Annotated in this window: 12 protein-coding genes, 2 pseudogenes and 1 CRISPR repeat array; all 14 genes and pseudogenes read left to right on the top strand. The window is 70.1% G+C overall.

Translation table 11 applies throughout. From position 1 onward, the window contains the following. Positions 1-2 precede the first annotated feature (2 nt). Positions 3-1,805 (top strand): type III-B CRISPR-associated protein Cas10/Cmr2, encoded by a 1,803-nt coding sequence (gene cas10, locus QEG98_RS40105; RefSeq protein ID WP_316565112.1) that lies wholly within the window; start codon positions 3-5, stop codon positions 1,803-1,805. Then, positions 1,802-2,488, top strand: a complete 687-nt coding sequence (locus QEG98_RS40100) for a type III-B CRISPR module-associated Cmr3 family protein (protein WP_316565111.1) — start codon at positions 1,802-1,804, stop codon at positions 2,486-2,488. Before cas10 ends, QEG98_RS40100 begins: the two co-directional genes overlap by 4 nt. Beyond that, positions 2,398-3,345, top strand: a complete 948-nt coding sequence (locus QEG98_RS40095; protein WP_316565110.1) for a type III-B CRISPR module-associated Cmr3 family protein — start codon at positions 2,398-2,400, stop codon at positions 3,343-3,345. Before QEG98_RS40100 ends, QEG98_RS40095 begins: the two co-directional genes overlap by 91 nt. Next, complete coding sequence (locus QEG98_RS40090; RefSeq protein WP_316565109.1) at positions 3,324-3,617, top strand: hypothetical protein; 294 nt, start codon at positions 3,324-3,326, stop codon at positions 3,615-3,617. The genes QEG98_RS40095 and QEG98_RS40090 overlap by 22 nt, the downstream gene beginning before the upstream one ends. Positions 3,618-3,628: 11 nt before the next feature. Further along, on the top strand, positions 3,629-3,958 hold the full coding sequence (locus QEG98_RS40085) for an RAMP superfamily CRISPR-associated protein (RefSeq protein WP_316565108.1): 330 nt from the start codon (positions 3,629-3,631) through the stop codon (positions 3,956-3,958). Further along, positions 3,955-4,365 (top strand): type III-B CRISPR module-associated protein Cmr5, encoded by a 411-nt coding sequence (locus QEG98_RS40080; protein WP_316565107.1) that lies wholly within the window; start codon positions 3,955-3,957, stop codon positions 4,363-4,365. Before QEG98_RS40085 ends, QEG98_RS40080 begins: the two co-directional genes overlap by 4 nt. Beyond that, complete coding sequence (cmr6, locus tag QEG98_RS40075) at positions 4,358-5,428, top strand: type III-B CRISPR module RAMP protein Cmr6 (protein ID WP_316565106.1); 1,071 nt, start codon at positions 4,358-4,360, stop codon at positions 5,426-5,428. The genes QEG98_RS40080 and cmr6 overlap by 8 nt, the downstream gene beginning before the upstream one ends. Then, a complete protein-coding gene (gene cas6, locus QEG98_RS40070) occupies positions 5,425-6,051 on the top strand; it encodes a type I-MYXAN CRISPR-associated protein Cas6/Cmx6 (RefSeq protein WP_316565105.1) in 627 nt (208 codons plus the stop codon). Before cmr6 ends, cas6 begins: the two co-directional genes overlap by 4 nt. Positions 6,052-6,354: 303 nt before the next feature. After that, positions 6,355-10,733: direct repeats of the CRISPR family, unit length 36 nt; unit sequence GTGCCGCTCGCCGTGATGCCGGAAGGCGTTGAGCAC. Between the two features lie 62 nt (positions 10,734-10,795). Continuing rightward, positions 10,796-11,899, top strand: a complete 1,104-nt coding sequence (locus tag QEG98_RS40065) for a hypothetical protein (RefSeq protein ID WP_410477911.1) — start codon at positions 10,796-10,798, stop codon at positions 11,897-11,899. Beyond that, positions 11,802-13,481: pseudogene (locus QEG98_RS40060) on the top strand (SNF2 helicase-associated domain-containing protein); the annotation flags it as partial. The gene QEG98_RS40065 and the pseudogene QEG98_RS40060, both read left to right, overlap by 98 nt. Next, positions 13,445-13,879: pseudogene (locus QEG98_RS42605) on the top strand (SNF2-related protein); the annotation flags it as partial. The pseudogenes QEG98_RS40060 and QEG98_RS42605, both read left to right, overlap by 37 nt. Positions 13,880-13,974: 95 nt before the next feature. Next, positions 13,975-15,186, top strand: a complete 1,212-nt coding sequence (locus QEG98_RS40050; RefSeq protein WP_316565103.1) for a DEAD/DEAH box helicase — start codon at positions 13,975-13,977, stop codon at positions 15,184-15,186. Next, positions 15,183-16,181 (top strand): SWIM zinc finger family protein, encoded by a 999-nt coding sequence (locus QEG98_RS40045; RefSeq protein ID WP_316565102.1) that lies wholly within the window; start codon positions 15,183-15,185, stop codon positions 16,179-16,181. The genes QEG98_RS40050 and QEG98_RS40045 overlap by 4 nt, the downstream gene beginning before the upstream one ends. A 138-nt stretch (positions 16,182-16,319) precedes the next feature. Further along, positions 16,320-16,835 carry a hypothetical protein gene (locus tag QEG98_RS40040; protein WP_141593719.1) on the top strand — a complete coding sequence of 172 codons (516 nt, stop codon included), beginning with the start codon at positions 16,320-16,322 and terminating at the stop codon, positions 16,833-16,835. The last annotated feature ends 78 nt before the right edge of the window (positions 16,836-16,913 follow it).

The following is a 16,913-nucleotide window of genomic DNA, read 5'->3' as shown; positions in this document are numbered from 1 at the left end:
CCATGAAATACGTCGTCGTTCTCAAAGAGGGGCCGGTGCAGGGCTACATCGCCCAGTCTCGCCGCACGCGCGACCTCTGGTACGGCAGCCACCTGCTGTCGAATCTGGCACGAACCATGGCGGTCTCCCTCACGGAGTCCGGTGCGACGCTGGTCTTCCCGCATCCGGAGCAGGCGAAGGATACGAGCACCGGCGTGGCCAACAAATTGGTCGCGCTGGTGGAGGACGCGCCCGAGCAGGCTGCACGGAACGCGCGGCGCGCGGCGAAGGAGCGGTTGCTCGAGGACTGGCGCCGCGTCTTCAAGACGTGCGAGAAGACGTGCGAGTCCATGCTCATCCCCGAGGCGTCCGCGCTGGCCGAGGAGCAGCTCGACACCTTCCTGGAGATTCACGCTGCCTGGGCGCCCATCGCGGACACGCCCATGGGTTACGCCGACGCGTTGCTCGAGGCGGAGCGTGCCCTGGAGGCCCGCCGGGGCTTGCGTGAGTTCGTGCCATGGAAGCAGCCGCCGCCGGCGGGCACGCACAAGTCGAGCCTCGACGGCGCTCGCCCGTCCTTGCTGCGACGCGAGCGTCACGTGGGGCACCTCTGGCGAGACTTCCGCATTGGCCTGCGCGAGGAGCTGGATGCGCTCGGGGTGCTCAAACGTGTCGGCGGCAATCCCGGCCAGTTCGTGCCCGTGCCCTCCATCGGGATGGCGGCGTGGCTCCAGACCGCGGCCACGCGACACCCGGCGCTCCTCGCCGCACTCAAGGCCGAGTGCGCGCGCCGCGGGTTCCAGACGGTGAGCGTGAGGAATCGCCCCTGGGTGGAGGCCTTCCCCTACGACGGCCAGTTGGTGCTGCCCGAGCGCGTGGCTCCGTACTTCGAGGAGTACGCCGTCCCCGATGCGCGTCAGGCCGCCGCGCGTTTCGTCCACGAGTTCGTGGAGCCGCTTCGAGACGCTGTGCGCGCCGAGCCCTTCCCTTACGTGGCCTGCCTGGTGGCGGATGGAGACCGCATGGGCCGCGCGCTGGAGGCGCTCGCGAGGCAGTCGGACGGCCACGCCGCGCACCAACGCATCTCCCGGGCGCTCGCGGACTTCACGCGGCAGGCGAAGACGATTGTCGAAGTGGAGCATCGGGGCGTGCTCGTCTACGCGGGCGGCGACGATGTGCTCGCCTTCGTCACGCCCATGGACGCGCTCGCGTGTGCCCAGGCGCTCGCCGCTGCCTTCCGCGCCACGCTGGAGGCGGCGCTGACGGGAACGCACGCTGAGGTGCCCACGCTCTCAGTGGGACTGGGTATTGGTCACGTCCTGGAGAGCCTGGGTGAGCTGCTGGAGCTGGGCCGCCGGGCGGAGCGGGCCGCGAAGGACGCGGGCCGCGACGCGTTGGCTGTGCTGATGGCGAAGCACGCTGGACGCGAGCGGCTGTGGACCGCGCCCTGGGCCACCGACCCCGTCGAGCGGCTGACGCGGGACATGGCGCTGCTTTCTCGCGACACCCAGCCCTTGCCCTTGACGAAGGTTCACGAGGTGGCGGCCCTCGCGCGCCGCTTCCCGTCTGGCACCACCAGCGCGCCCGAGCTGGCTGAGCTGCTGTCGGATGAGGCCTCGCGCATCCTCGCCCGGGCGGAGGCGGGGCGTTCGCCCGTGAAGCTCACCCCGGAGGCCGTGGGCTTGGAGCTGCCCACGTCGCCGAACTCCCTCGAGCCACCCCATGCATCGCTGGATCGATGGGCATCCCGGCTGCTGGTGGCGGATGTCCTCGCCCGGGCCAGCGGAAAGCTCATTCCCGCGAGCGACAAGGCAGGTGTGAGATGAGTGACGCGAGCTTCGCGCTGCTGCCGCGCGACGGCCTGTCGGCCAAGGACGGGCGAGGTTGGTACACGTCGGAGGTGGGGCGGGGGTACTCCTTGCCATGGCCCCTGCCCACCACCGTAAGGGGGGCCCTGCGCGCCGCCTGGGGGCATGACGCCATGGCGGTCAGCGGTGAGGTCCTGGCCCCGGATGAATGGGAGCGCTGCTCAGAGGAGGTCCGGTTGCGGCACCTCGTCGCGCTGCGCCGCCCGTTGGGCGAGTCCTTCTCGTTGGCCCATCGCATGTGGCCATTTCCCGCGGATGCGGTGTGCGTGCGCGACGCGGACGGGGCCGAGCATCTGGAGCGGTTGGAGCCACGCCCGGATGGGGCCGCCACGCTGGGCCCGGATGACGACGACGCGCGCGAGGCGCTGTGGCACCCGCGCCGGAACTCGAGCGGAAAGCCCATGGCCGCGCCCCTGTTCTGGCCCGAGGCGCGGATGATGGCGTGGCTGCGCGGTGCGATTGGGTCGTCCTCCGAGACACCGGATGCGTTGACCCCGCGCACGGACATCCACCGGCCATCGACGTGGAGACGCAGGCGTCGCAGGACTCGATGCTGCACTCTCGTGAGGTGGTGGAGTTGCTGCGCCTCCAGCGCCACTCGGGGCGAACTCCCGTGCTGGAGGAGTGGGCGCTGGGACTGAGCTGCGCGTGGCCGGCCCCCGCGAGCGGCGCTCCGCGCGGGCCGCTGGGCCTGGGCGGCCGGCGCCGGCTGTCGGCCGTGGAGCCACTGAAGGTGGACCTCTTCGCGATTACGGATGGCGTGGCCCGGGCGACGCGAGGACTGCGCCTGGTGCTGGCCACGCCCGCGGAGTTCCAACGTGGCTGGTTGCCGGACGGTTTTGAGCGCGTGGCTGGGACACCCCCACGTTACGTGGGCCGGCTGCCGTGCATCGACGCGCCCGTGGTGCTTCGGGCCGCGCTGGTCCCCCGGCCGCTGGACGTGTCCGGCTGGGACATGGTGCGGCGGCGGCCCCGGCCCACGCGGCGGTGGGTGCCCGCAGGCGCCGTCTACTTCTTCGAGAAACACAGCGGTGGGGACTTCACCGCCAACGAGCTGCGAGCGCTGTGGCTGGCCTCCTGGGGCGGCGGCCACGCGGAGGCGCTGGGCAGTGCTGCCCGGCGTGTGGCAACCGCCCCGTCACGGACAAGGAGCCTGAGCATGGAGAGCCGACCCTATCTTCTTCACGCGCTGTCCCCGCTGCACGTCGGCACTGGGCAGAGCGTGGGTGTCATCGACCTGCCCCTGGCGCGGCTGAAGGCCACGGGAATCCCCTTCGTCCCAGGCTCGTCGCTCAAGGGCGTGCTGCGTGAATTGCGGCGGCCTCGCGAGGAGACGGGCGACGCGCGAGGGCTGCACGACGCCGTCTTCGGCCCCCGGCGGGCGAAGGCGGGTCCGGAGGGGACGAGCCGGGGGACTACGCGGGCGCGCTGGTGGTGGGGGACGCACGGCTGCTCGCGCTGCCGGTGCGCAGCTTCGTGGGCACCTTCGCGCTGGTGACCTCGCCCATGCTGCTCGCGCTCGCGCGGCGGGACCTGGGCGGGCTGAGCGGGAAGGAGGGGGCCTGGCCGAAGGTGGAGCCGCTGGCCCAGCGCGGCGCGCGCGTGGCGTCCCTGCGAGACAGCGCCGTCGTGTACGGCGCGGGCACGTCGGAGGCTTGCGTGTACCTGGAGGACCTGGACCTGCAGGTGGCCTCGAAGGATGACGCGGCTCTGGGCGCCTGGGCCCAGGGCCGGCGGGGCTGCTGCCGGAGGCGGAGCGCGCGCTGCTGACGAAGCGGCTGGTGCTGGTGGACGACGAGACGATGTCCTTCCTCTGGGAGACAGCCACACAGGTGGACACGCGCGTGAGCATGGACCCGGAGACGGGCACCGCGGCAAAGGGGCAGCTCTGGACGGAGGAGAGCCTGCCCGCGGAGACGCTGCTGGTGGGCGTGATGGGCGCCACGGGTACCTTCAACAAGGCGCCGCGCAAGTTGGCGGCGGACGCGGTGCTGGATGCGGCGTTTGGCGGCGAGGGCACGGTGCTCCAACTGGGAGGCAAGGCCACCGTGGGGCGCGGCCGGTGCCGGCTGCTGGCCTGGATGGCTCCGGATGCGCGAGGTGGGCGATGACGGCGCAGACGCGGGAGCAGCAGCGGGCGCTGGATGTCTATGCGCGGGTTCGCACGGCGCGTGACAAAGGCAAAGCGTTGTGCGCGGAGTACAAGCCTCGGGTGAACGGCCTGGGCGCGGCGGTGTTGCGTGATGGGCTGGCGGCGGCGCTCGCCTTCCTGGAACGAGAGGTCAAGAGCAACGCGGCGGCCCAGCACCTGTTGGAAGACCTGACGTGGTGTCTGGAGCGGGCGCGGTTGCCGGGGTTGTCGGAGCCGTCCCTGAAGAGGCTGGGCTTGCCTGGCGCCGTCCGCGCGCTGGGGCTGAACGAATACATGCTGGCCACGCGCGAGTCGCTCCGGCTGTTGGTGTGGTTCCGCCGCGCGGCGCAGGCCACCTTCCCCCTGGAGGAGCGCGAACATGCGTGACGCTTTGGGCCGAGTCGCGGGGCGCGTCGAGAAGACCTCGCACGCGGGGCTGGTGTACGAGCGGTATGCCCCGGAGAAGAAGCATGAGAGCCAGAGCGGACCCTGGGAGGCGTGGCTGGCTCGTCTGGAGGCGCACCCCGAGCCAGACGATTACGCCGACGCCTTCATTCGCTGGAAGGACTCGCTCCGGCAGTCGTACACGGCGACCTTCACGGCGCGCGCGGAGAGCCGCCTCTTGGTGGGGCATGGCAACGCGTCACCCACGGGGGTGGGGCTGACGCTGCACCACACGTGGGGCGTCCCCGTCGTGCCGGGCTCGTCGTTGAAGGGCGTGCTCGCGGGCTACCTGCGCGCGGTGTACGGCGATGCCGCGATGGAGGCGCGGCGCAGGCTCTTCGGTGTGCCGGGGGAGGATGGCGAAGGCGCGCACGCTGGCGAGGTCATCTTTCATGATGCGCAGTGGGTGCCGTATCGGCGTGTCACGGGCGCGGACCGTTCGCCGACGTTCCTGTCCCGGGACGTGCTCACGGTTCACCATGCGGGTTGGTATGGCGGCACGTCCTCGTGGCCGAATGACTACGAGTCGCCCAATCCGGTGGCCTTCCTCTCGGTGCGGCCACGAGGTTGTTTCCTCGTGGCGCTGAGCCTGGCGCCAGGGATGGAGGCGGATGCACAGGCAGAGGCGTTCCTGAAGTGGACCGCGCAGAGGCTGGACGAGGCCCTGCGCCACTGGGGCGTGGGCGGAAAGACGGCGGCGGGGTACGGCAGGCTGGTGCGCGAAGGGCCGTTGGAGCTTCAGCATCCCCAGCGCCCGGTCCGCGCCTCGCCCGCGCTGACGGAGTTCCTGTCATGGGTGGAGGCTCGGCGCGCCGACAAGGTGGAACAACGGCAAGTCCTGGTGGGCTTCGAGGCGGAGTGGCTGGAGCGGTTGGTGTCGCTGGCGCCGGAGGCGCGTGAGGCCGGTGCGAAGGCGCTGCGTTCACTCGTCAAGAACCCCAAGCTCGAAGCGCGCAGGGATGAGTTGCTCGCGAGGATGGGCGTGGCCGTGGGAGGTCGTCGGTGACGTCACTCGACCTGCTCTATCCGGTCCGGGGTGGCCCGGTGCCGCTGGACCATGGGTATGCGCTCTTCTCCGCGCTGTGCACCCGGGTGCCCGCGCTGCATGAACGCTTGGACCTGGGCGTGTTCACGCTGCGCGGTGAGCGCGCCGTGGGGGACCTGCTGCACTTGGGCCGGGGAACGCTGCGCTTGCGCTGTTCACCGGAGGTGGTGCCGCTGCTGCTGTCGTTGCCGCTCACGCCACTGAACGTCGCTGGGCGGGAGGTGGTGCTCGGTGCGCCGGTGCTCCGCGCGTTGGAACCCGCGTCGTCACTCTTCGCGCGGATTGTGACTTTCAAGCATGCGCTCGACGCGGCGTCGTTCCTGCGGGGCGTGTCCCGTTCGCTCGAGGCGCTGGCGTGTGATGCACGTCCGGTGCTGGGCCGTCGGCGGGTGGTGCGTATCGCCGGGAAGCGGGTGGTGGGCTACGCGCTCGAGCTGCATGGCGTTTCTGGAGAGGACTCGTTGCGCGTGCAGGCACAAGGCCTGGGCGGGCGCCGCCACATGGGGTGTGGCTTGTTTCTTCCGCCGCGTCCCGTGGTGCGGGGCGTTGTGCCGCTTCGCGGGGGACTCGCGCGGGCCGCGTGAAGGCTTGCCGGTGGAGCAGGGGCCTTGCAGGAACGTAGGACCGGGGGCTGTGCGGTGCGTGACATTCATGCACCTCGCCGTGGCGAAGGCCTGTGCCGGTGAAATCGTTGAAATCCCCAACGAGTTAATGGGGTTGGAGCTCTTTGACAGGTGAATAGGTGCATGGTTGATGAAAAACCGAGTGATTCCATGGGGTTTGGAATCTTGGGTAGGGCCTAGGAGGCCCAACCTGGGGCCGGGAGGGGGAGGTGCTTGAAAAGACGGGAGTAAGTTGCCGGAACTGCTGGGAGATTCAGATGGGCTGTGCCGCTCGCCGTGATGCCGGAAGGCGTTGAGCACCCAGCGTGCGCGCGTAATGGTCATTGACGGGGGGCTTTCCGTGCCGCTCGCCGTGATGCCGGAAGGTGTTGAGCACCCCCATGCCGCCGCTGTACTCGCCTGGGCGGGGAGTGCCGCTCACCGTGATGCCGGAAGGCGTTGAGCACGTCACCAAGTTTTCCGCGAGCTGCACGCGGCCGGCGAGTGCCGCTCGCCGTGATGCCGGAAGGCGTTGAGCACCCTTCACCGCCGCGATGACGTCAGGATGGAGGCGGGGTGCCGCTCGCCGTGATGCCGGAAGGCGTTGAGCACCTGCTCAGCGCCGCGTCCGCGTTGTCCTTCTCGGTGCCGCTCGCCGTGATGCCGGAAGGCGTTGAGCACCCGTCCCGAACACGGCGGACGTAGGTGTCACTGCATCCCGTGCCGCTCGCCGTGATGCCGGAAGGCGTTGAGCACTAGGCCGCGACCTCTGGTGACACGTCAGGCGCCTGTGCCGCTCGCCGTGATGCCGGAAGGCGTTGAGCACCGCCCGGACAAGGTGGTGGTGGGGCGCGCGGTGAAGTGCCGCTCGCCGTGATGCCGGAAGGCGTTGAGCACTATTTTTTGCGGATGCGCTCAATGTCAGGCGGGCTCTGTGCCGCTCGCCGTGATGCCGGAAGGCGTTGAGCACTTGAGCGGCGGCACCTCCGGCGTGGGCGTGGGGTGCCGCTCGCCGTGATGCCGGAAGGCGTTGAGCACCTGCCGCGCCGGGCCTCGCCCTTGGGCGCTGCGGTCTGTGCCGCTCGCCGTGATGCCGGAAGGCGTTGAGCACCGGGCGTAGTAGTCCTCCCAGACGGCGACGAGCTTGTGCCGCTCGCCGTGATGCCGGAAGGCGTTGAGCACGAGTCGATGGTGGCGGGAATCATGTCCCCGCGGTAGTGCCGCTCGCCGTGATGCCCGAAGGCGTTGAGCACCGGAGCTGGCACGCATGCTGGGCGCCCTCGGCTTGGTGCCGCTCGCCGTGATGCCGGAAGGCGTTGAGCACGCCCTCCTGGCCACCGAGCCCACACCAGCCGAGCGTGCCGCTCGCCGTGATGCCGGAAGGCGTTGAGCACTCTTCAAAAAGGCCGAACTCAAGACGCGGCACGGGAAGTGCCGCTCGCCGTGATGCCGGAAGGCGTTGAGCACTGAGTCCGCTTGAGATGCCGCATCGCACGGAGCCGCCGCTCCGTGCCGCTCGCCGTGATGCCGGAAGGCGTTGAGCACCCTGCCTCGCTTGATTGATGATGCAGCCCGGCACATGTGCCGCTCGCCGTGATGCCGGAAGGCGTTGAGCACGCGAATGCGAAGATCGTCCCGTTCTTGCCCTTCTTCGTGGGTGCCGCTCGCCGTGATGCCGGAAGGCGTTGAGCACTCCCGGCCCGTGTCGTTGCCCACGGCGATGAGGCGTGCCGCTCGCCGTGATGCCGGAAGGCGTTGAGCACGAGGAAATCCTCTTTTTGAACTCAAGCTTCGAGTGGTGCCGCTCGCCGTGATGCCGGAAGGCGTTGAGCACGGCACATCCACGATGACGTAGTTCATGGTGACGAGTGCCGCTCGCCGTGATGCCGGAAGGCGTTGAGCACCGAGGGTGGAGATTTGGTGCCAGCCTGAACCGGACGATGTGCCGCTCGCCGTGATGCCGGAAGGCGTTGAGCACCTGGAGCGCATCGCCAAGGCCCTCCAGACGACTCCGTGCCGCTCGCCGTGATGCCGGAAGGCGTTGAGCACACCTGCACGGCGCCAGGCGTACCCGCCGAGGGAATCGTGCCGCTCGCCGTGATGCCGGAAGGCGTTGAGCACCGGATGCTGTCCTCAATGACATCAGTCTGCCGAGTCCCACGTGCCGCTCGCCGTGATGCCGGAAGGCGTTGAGCACTTGTGCCCAGGCACATCACCCGGGCGTGGTGGGGTGTGCCGCTCGCCGTGATGCCGGAAGGCGTTGAGCACCGCCACCGAACGGCGGGCCACCACCACCAGCCGCCGGTGCCGCTCGCCGTGATGCCGGAAGGCGTTGAGCACGAGTTCATGCTGGTCTTGGACTCCGGGAAGGCCTCGAGGTGCCGCTCGCCGTGATGCCGGAAGGCGTTGAGCACACATGCGTCTGTCCAACAGGCTTGATTTTGCCTGTTGTGCCGCTTGCCGTGATGCCGGAAGGCGTTGAGCACCTCCAGCAGCGCCGCCAGGGAATGAAGGTGGCGACCGTGTGCCGCTCGCCGTGATGCCGGAAGGCGTTGAGCACAAGTCCTGCACCTGCTTCTCGGTGTGGATAGCCAGGTCGTGCCGCTCGCCGTGATGCCGGAAGGCGTTGAGCACCAGCTGGAATCCGACCTGAGCGCCCACGGCGCAACGGTGCCGCTCGCCGTGATGCCGGAAGGCGTTGAGCACTCCTCTACCGTGTTCGGGGGAGCGGGCCCCTACCGTGCCGCTCGCCGTGATGCCGGAAGGCGTTGAGCACCCGTAGGACTTCACGTGCACGACGCGCGGCGGTGTGCCGCTCGCCGTGATGCCGGAAGGCGTTGAGCACCTCCAGTCTGGCGCCGCACTGGCGGGACAGGTTCGGTGCCGCTCGCCGTGATGCCGGAAGGCGTTGAGCACCCAAACGAGACAGCCAACGTCACCAGGCGCGGGAGGGTGCCGCTCGCCGTGATGCCGGAAGGCGTTGAGCACCCGGACACTGCGGCTCAGACTTCAACCAAGCGTAGTGGTTGGTGCCGCTCGCCGTGATGCCGGAAGGCGTTGAGCACTCGAGTCGCTCGTTGAGGTGGAACTTCGGGTTCTGTGCCGCTCGCCGTGATGCCGGAAGGCGTTGAGCACTCCTGCATGAGGTCCGCCGCGAGGCGTTCACGAGTGTGCCGCTCGCCGCGATGCCGGAAGGCGTTGAGCACTTCACGTTGGTCTTGAAGCGCAGGTACGTGAGGCCGTCGTGCCGCTCGCCGTGATGCCGGAAGGCGTTGAGCACTGCGCGATGAAATCGAGGAACTTCCGGGTCCGCTGTGCCGCTCGCCGTGATGCCGGAAGGCGTTGAGCACTCCCCCTGCGGCTCGATGTTTTTCCCGCTCGCGAGGTGCCGCTCGCCGTGATGCCGCTCGCCGTGATGCCGGAAGGCGTTGAGCACACTGCGAGTCCCCACCTGTATCTCACAAGTGGGGAACGTGCCGTTCGCCGTGATGCCGGAAGGCGTTGAGCACAACAGCGACTGCGCTACCTCTGGCTGGCAGAGGGACTGTGCCGCTCGCCGTGATGCCGGAAGGCGTTGAGCACACCTGATGACCGGCCGCGGCTTCAACCCGGCCAACCAGGGTGCCGCTCGCCGTGATGCCGGAAGGCGTTGAGCACTTGCGGGGCATCTCGTTGACCACGCCGGGCTTGTTGTCGTGCCGCTCGCCGTGATGCCGGAAGGCGTTGAGCACTCTCGCGCATCGCGCGAATCTCCTCGCGGTCCGCCTGTGCCGCTCGCCGTGATGCCGGAAGGCGTTGAGCACCCCCCTGCCGCTGAAGCGCCCTCGACTCCGGCGCCGTGTGCCGCTCGCCGTGATGCCGGAAGGCGTTGAGCACCGCCTGAGTTGTACGGTTCGCTTCATCGGCGGTTAGTGCCGCTCGCCGTGATGCCGGAAGGCGTTGAGCACTTGTAGATGAAGTCACCGGCATGCAGGTCCGTCGTGCCGCTCGCCGTGATGCCGGAAGGCGTTGAGCACTTTGAAATTTCCATACGGACACCAATGAATGCCGATTGTGCCGCTCGCCGTGATGCCGGAAGGCGTTGAGCACGTCTCGTAGTCCACCACCGCCCGCTGGAGGTAGTTGGTGCCGCTCGCCGTGATGCCGGAAGGCGTTGAGCACACACTGACGGATGCCGAGCAGCGCGTGATGGTGGAGTGCGCTCGCCGTGATGCCGGAAGGCGTTGAGCACGTCGGTGAGCCGCTCGACGCGGAGGGACTGCGCTGGTGCCGCTCGCCGTGATGCCGGAAGGCGTTGAGCACTGCAGTCGCATTGGTGCTCCGTGTGTGTGATTGCTGCGTGCCGCTCGCCGTGATGCCGGAAGGCGTTGAGTACTCCACCATCGCCTCGGAGGTGGGGTGCGTCCCCTGTGCCGCTCGCCGTGATGCCGGAAGGCGTTGAGCACCCGCCCTTCTCCGCGAATGCCGCCCAGTTCTCGACGGGGAGTGCCGCTCGCCGTGATGCCGGAAGGCGTTGAGCACGCTTGCTTGAAGTCACCCTTCCAGTCGTCCGCCGTGAGTGCCGCTCGCCGTGATGCCGGAAGGCGTTGCGCACTAGTCGGTTCCGCCATTCTGGTGCTGCCAGACGTGGCCCGCTCGCCGTGATGCCGGAAGGCGTTGCTCACATCTGGAAGCTGCGAGGCCATCCTGCTTTCCATCGAGGTCGCGCTCGCCGTACAGGGCCTCCATGAGCGAACATCAGGTCTACGAGTTCGTGGCGCTGGACCGGCCCTTGACGGCAAAGCAGCTGGTCGAGCTCCGGGCCATCTCGACGCGGGCCGAAATCACACCGACCCGGTTCTGGAACGAATACCACCGGGGTGGCTTGATGGCGGACCCAGCCCAGCTCCTCCTGCGCTACTTCGATGCGCACCTGTACCATTCGAACTGGGGCGACCGTTGGCTGATGCTGCGCCTGCCGCGTGAGGGGCTCGACATGAAGGCGCTCAAGGCCTGCTTTCCGGCACGAGGTCCATCAACGATCACGGTGTCTGGGACCTCCGTGTTGCTCGACTTCCAGGTGGGGGATGAGGAGCCCCCGGACGAGGATGCTCCGCCCGCCTCGCTCGCGGCGCTGGTTCCGCTCCGGACCGAACTCCAGCGTGGAGACCTGCGCGGGGCCTATCTCGCGTGGCTGGGCGCCGTTCAGGCGGGCAGGGTGGCGTCATCCGCGAAGGAGCCCTGTGTTCCCGAGGGACTGGGCACGCTGTCCGCTGCTCAGCAGGCGCTGGTGGCGTGGCTCCGGCTCGACGAGGACCTGCTCGCGGCGGCGGCGCACGGTGGGAAGAAGCATGAGGATGACAGCCGCGCCTTCCGAGCCTGGGTTCGTGACCTCGCCCCAAAGGACCAGATGCGCTGGCTCCTCCGCGCGGTGGACGCGCCGGAGCGCCCGCTGGGCTCCGAGTTGCTCCGTGCCTTTCGCGCGGAGCACGCGCCAGCAAGCCATCGGCCCGCGCGGACCGTCCACGAACTCCAAGCGCTCATGGTGGCCCAGCAAGCCGAACGGGAGCGAGCCGAGTCCGCCCGCGCCAGCGCGGCCACCGCCGCCGCGATGAGGCGCCTCCAGCGGCGGTTGACGGCCCTGTCGCGGGACGTGGACGGGGCCTGGGTTCGGCTCGAGGACCGGGTCGCTGCCAGCGAATACGACGAGGCGGTGAAGCTCGCCGAGAACCTGCGGGCACTGGCCGCGCGTGATGACGACCTGGCCGGGTTCGCCGCCCGTTTCGCGGCCCTGCGTGGGCGGCAATCCCGACGCCGTGGGTTCTTCGACCGGTGGAAGCTGCGCGACTGACTCCCCAGTGCGAGCCTGGAGGGGCGTCCTCCGCTGGGCTGCCGCTGGCCTCTCCCTGTCCGCGGCTCGGAGTCCGACCGGCCACCTCCCAGTGTTTTCAGGTTTTTCCGTGGCGACCGATGGCGTCGGGCTGTTCGCGGGTCTGTCTGTTCGCGCCCTTGTCCATCAAGGGCCTGGAGGAGGACCGCTACGAGCGCCTCACGGACAACCCGGCAGGCCTGCGGCTCACGGAGCCGGCAATCCCGTGCAGGGGCGCTCGCAGGCCTGCTTGCGTGTGCCGCTTGCCCGGACGGAGTTTACATTCGCAGCGATGCCCCTCGTGTTCCTGCCCGACGCCGAGACGCTGTTCCTCTGGGGGCCCGACCGGCTGCCACGTGAGCTCGCCGGCCTGCCGGAGACGGGGGACCGCGCCTCCGCGCTGCTCGTAACGCCCGAGGGATTGCGTGAGTGCGAGGGGCACGGGCTGCCCCTGGCCGCCACCGTCGAGCGGCTCGCGGTGGTGCAAACCTCCGAGGCCGAGTCCTTTCCTGGCTCCATCGCCCTGTGGACGCTGGCCAGCAAGCTCGCGCTGGAGTTGGTGGCGCGCGAGCGCGTGGTGCCCACGCTCCTGCGGCGGGGCGAGCGCATCGAGGCTCGCTGGGCGGCGGCCCTCTCCGCCACCGAGGACGCCGGCCGCGTCGCCGCGCTCGCCCGGAGCATGCCGCCCGGCGCGCACGCCGTCCCCGCGGGCGCCAAGCCAGGCCGCGCCGTCTGGGCCCCGGACGCCTTGCTGCGCGCCTTCCTCGACGCCACCATCGATGCCTTCGTGCGCGCTGCGCGCGGTGCGCCTTCGTTGCCGGCCCGGCGCGCAGCCTCGTGGGACGAGCGCTGGCGCGAGGCGCTCACCGGCGCGCGACGCGACTTCGCGCCGGAGGGCTTCGCCGAGCGCTCCGTCGTCGATGAGCTGACGCGCTGGAGCGAACCCGCGCTCGGCGCCCGGGACAAGCTGCGCGCCTGCTTCCGGCTGGAGCCCCCGACGGAGGAGCGTGAGCCCTTCGTGCTGAGCTTCCACCTCCAATCCCCCGACGACCCGAGCCTGCTCGTCCCGGCCGCGGACGTCTGGAAGACGCGCGGGCGCAGCCTGGAGAAGCTCGGTCGCGCCTTCCGTGACCCGCAGGAGGCACTGCTCGAGGCGCTCGGCCGCGCCGCCCGGCTCTTTTCCCCGCTGGCGCTCGTGCTGGAGAGCCCACGTCCCCAGGCGCTCCTGCTCGAGCCCGACACCGCGTGGACGTTCCTCTCGGAGGGCGCCCGCGTGCTCTCCGACGCTGGTTTCGGCGTCATCGTCCCTGGCGAGCTCACGACCTCGGGCCGGCGCCGCCTGCGTCTGCGCATGCGCGTGGGCGCGAGCGCGAAGGCCGCGGGGGCCGTCGGTGGCACCGCGGGGCTCGGGCTCGACGCGCTGCTGCGCGTGGACTGGGACGCCGTGCTGGGCGACCAACCTCTCTCCGCCCAGGAGCTGGCGCTGCTGGCCCAGCGCAAGGCCCCGCTCGTGCGCTTCCGCGGCGAGTGGGTCGCGGTGGATCCCCTCGAACTCGACGCCATCCAGCGCCACCTCGCCCAGGGCCCCGGCCGCATGGCGCTGAGCGAGGCTGTGCGGGTGTCCCTGCTCGGCGAAACGCGCCACGGACAGCTCCCCGTCACCGTCCTCGCCACCGGGGCGCTGGGGGAGCGCCTGCGCCTGCTTCGGGAGGGCGGGGCAACCGCTCAGGACGCCCCCGCGCGCTGCGCGCCACGCTGCGGCCCTACCAGTCGCGCGGTCTGCATTGGCTGGACACGCTGGCCTCATTGGGGCTCGGCGCTTGCCTCGCGGACGACATGGGCCTGGGCAAGACGGTGCAGGTGCTGGCCTTCCTGCTGCGGCGGCTCGAGCAGGCGCCTGTCGAGGCGCGCCCCACGCTGCTGGTGGCCCCAACCTCCGTGGTGGGCAACTGGGAGCGTGAGCTCGCCCGCTTCGCCCCCACCTTGCGCCTGACGCCGCACTACGGCGCCGAGCGCGCCCGCGCGGCGAACCGCTTCCCCGCGCGCCCGGCGCCGTCGTGCTCACCACCTACGGCTTGCTGCGCCGGGACGCCGCGCTGCTCGCGCGTGTGGACTGGGGCGCGGTGGTGCTCGACGAGGCGCAGAACATCAAGAACGCGGCGTCGGCCACCGCCCGCGCGGCCCGGGCGCTGCGCGCCAGCCAGCGCTTCGCGCTCACGGGCACGCCGGTGGAGAACCGCCTGGCGGAGCTGTGGTCCATCCTCGAGTTCGCCAACCCGGGCCTGCTCGGGCCGCTGGAGACGTTCCGGTGCGAGCTGGCGCTGCCCATTGAACGCCATGGCAATCAGGAGGCCGCGGCCCGGCTGCGCCGGCTCGTGAGCCCCTTCGTCCTGCGCCGCCTCAAGAGCGACCCGGCCATCATCACGGACCTGCCCGCGAAGAATGAGATGAAGGTCGTCTGCACGCTCACGCGCGAGCAGGCCTCGCTCTACAAGGCGGTGGTGGACGAGGAGTTGCGGCGCATCGAGGAGGCCGACGGCATGGAGCGCCGGGGCCGCGTGCTCGCGCTGCTGCTGTACACGAAGCAGATCGCCAACCACCCGGCGCAGTACCTCGGGGAGTCCGGGCCCCTGCCGGGGCGCTCGGGGAAGCTGGCGCGCGTGGTGGAGATGCTCGAGGAGTCCCTGGCCGCTGGCGACAAGGCGCTCGTCTTCACGCAGTTCCGGGAGATGGGCGACAAGCTGGTGGCGCACCTGTCGGAGCACCTGGGCCACGAGGTGCTCTTCCTCCACGGCGGCACGCCCCGCAAGGCGCGCGACGAGATGGTGCGGCGCTTCCAGGAGGACGCCCACGGTCCGCACGTGTTCGTGCTGTCCGTCAAGGCGGGAGGCACGGGGCTCAACCTGACGGCGGCGAGCCATGTGTTCCATTACGACCGCTGGTGGAACCCGGCCGTCGAGGACCAGGCTACCGACCGCGCGTACCGCATCGGGCAGAAGCGCACGGTGCAGGTCCACAAGCTGGTGTGTGCGGGCACCGTCGAGGAGAAGGTGGACCGGCTGCTCGAACAGAAGCGCCAGTTCGCCGAGAAGGTCGTGGGCACGGGCGAGCACTGGGTGACCGAACTGGACACGGCGGCGCTGCGCGAGCTGTTCTCGCTGTCCGAGGGCGCCGTGGCGGACGATGGCGACGCGGAAGGGGAAGACGACGCGCGGGTGCGCGCCCCGCGACGGCGCGGCCGTGCGAGCGCGAAGGCGGTGTCGCGATGAGCTACCGGGAGTTCTGGGGCTGGACGTCCGCGCCGAAGCGGCCGCCGCCCGAGCATGGCATCAAGGCGAAGAAGGCTGGTGCCACCTGGTGGGGGCAGCGGTGGCTGGAGGCGCTCGAGCGCGTCCTGAAGGGAGAGTCGGGACGGCTGGCCCGGGGCCGGACGTATGCGCGGGCGGGGCGCACGCATGACCTGGTCATCCGGCGCGGCAAGGTCACCGCGCGGGTGACGGGCTCGCGCCCGACGCCCTACGTTGTCTCGCTGGCGCTCAGGCCGCACGGCGAGGCCGTTTGGGAGAAGGCCATCGCGGAGATGGCTGGCAGGGCGCAGTACACAGCGGAGTTGCTCGCTGGGTCGATGCCCCAGGCCATCGACGAGGTCTTCCGCGCGGCGGGTGTCAGCCTCTTCCCGCGGAGCCGGGAGGAGCTGGTGACGGACTGCTCGTGTCCGGACTGGGGAGACCCGTGCAAGCACGTCGCCGCCATGCACTACGTCCTGGGCGAGGCGTTGGACCGAGACCCATTTCTCCTGTTCGAGCTGCGCGGTCGGACGAAGGAGCAGGTGCTGAGCGCGCTGCGGGCCGCGCGTGGGGCTGGCTCAGCCGGGGCGGCGCTCGAGCCGCGCGGCGAGGCGAAGCGGAAGCGGGCGGCGCGGGGCGCGAAGGCGGAGGCGCCCGAGGTCCCGAGCGTGAAGCCGGGCAAGCTGACGCGGGACAGCTACGACGTCCCTCGCGAGCCGCTGCCGGCGCTGAGCTTCTCGTTCGACGCGCCCGTCACCCATGGCGCGGTGCTGCGGCAGTTGGGGTCGCCGGCGTCATGGGGTGCGAAGGCCTCGCCGGAGGATGTGCTCGCGCCGCCGGTCCGCGCGGCGGCGGAGGTGGCGCGGCGCATCGCGCTTCGGGAGCCGGGAGATGCGAGCGCGCCAGACATGGCGCCGCGTGGCCGGAGCCGCGCGAAGCAGCCGGCCCGGCGCGCGAAGCGTGGGCCCTCAACGTAGCCGCCTCAGCAGCCTCTCCACACTCCCTCAACATCTCGACGCGATGGTGGAGCCAGGTCGAAACGGTCGCCCATGGGGGCGCCGTGAACGCATGGGGAATCGACCTGAGGGGAACGCGAAATCATGAGAAACGTCTGGATGGCCACTGCGGTCATGTGCCTCGCCGTCAGCCCGGCTTTCGCCTCGGATTGCGAAGCGCTGCCCGCCAAGGGGCAGGTGAGCCTCGAGAAGAAGTACATGAAGATCAAGGCCGAGAGCGCGCACGCCGCCACGGACTGCGTCGCCATCCGAAACAACGACGCCCTGGGAACGGGCCACGGCATCAAGCTCAACTGCCGGATCCACTTCCGCCCCCGGAACGGAGGCTGCTACGTGGACTACACGCCCTACGGCGAAACGAACAAGAGCCTCTCCCGGCATCCAGGCTGTGATGCGAGCAAGTGGACCTGGGCCAGGAGCGTGGGCATGTCCACTGGCGATTCCGCCTCGGATCCACGAGGAAAAACGTACACGGGCAGCGTCCGCTTCAACATGATGAACGCCGAGTACGAGCTGAAGTACACCGTCCTGGTCGGTGACAAGAAGAGCGACAAGGCCTTGGAAGACACCTACGCGGCGACCTTGAAGAAGATCTGCATCCGTAAGTCCAGTTGACGCCCGGGCGCGGCGAGGCCTTGGTGTGGTGACTGGGCTCATCAGGGCGCGAACTCCCGTCACCAGTTCCGCGCCGTG

Origin of the sequence: Myxococcus sp. MxC21-1 (assembly GCF_032612255.1) — a bacterium.
Taxonomy (GTDB): domain Bacteria; phylum Myxococcota; class Myxococcia; order Myxococcales; family Myxococcaceae; genus Myxococcus; species Myxococcus virescens.
This window is presented reverse-complemented; position numbering and strand designations above follow the sequence as displayed.

What these genes read in the sequence shown, in the direction of transcription:
- cas10 (WP_316565112.1), top strand. Translation starts at nt 3, where the DNA reads ATGAAATACGTCGTCGTTCTCAAAGAGGGGCCGGTGCAGGGCTACATC.
- QEG98_RS40100 (WP_316565111.1), top strand. Translation starts at nt 1,802, where the DNA reads ATGAGTGACGCGAGCTTCGCGCTGCTGCCGCGCGACGGCCTGTCGGCC.
- QEG98_RS40095 (WP_316565110.1), top strand. Translation starts at nt 2,398, where the DNA reads ATGCTGCACTCTCGTGAGGTGGTGGAGTTGCTGCGCCTCCAGCGCCAC.
- QEG98_RS40080 (WP_316565107.1), top strand. Translation starts at nt 3,955, where the DNA reads ATGACGGCGCAGACGCGGGAGCAGCAGCGGGCGCTGGATGTCTATGCG.
- cmr6 (WP_316565106.1), top strand. Translation starts at nt 4,358, where the DNA reads ATGCGTGACGCTTTGGGCCGAGTCGCGGGGCGCGTCGAGAAGACCTCG.
- QEG98_RS40065 (WP_410477911.1), top strand. Translation starts at nt 10,796, where the DNA reads ATGAGCGAACATCAGGTCTACGAGTTCGTGGCGCTGGACCGGCCCTTG.
- QEG98_RS40045 (WP_316565102.1), top strand. Translation starts at nt 15,183, where the DNA reads ATGAGCTACCGGGAGTTCTGGGGCTGGACGTCCGCGCCGAAGCGGCCG.
- QEG98_RS40040 (WP_141593719.1), top strand. Translation starts at nt 16,320, where the DNA reads ATGGCCACTGCGGTCATGTGCCTCGCCGTCAGCCCGGCTTTCGCCTCG.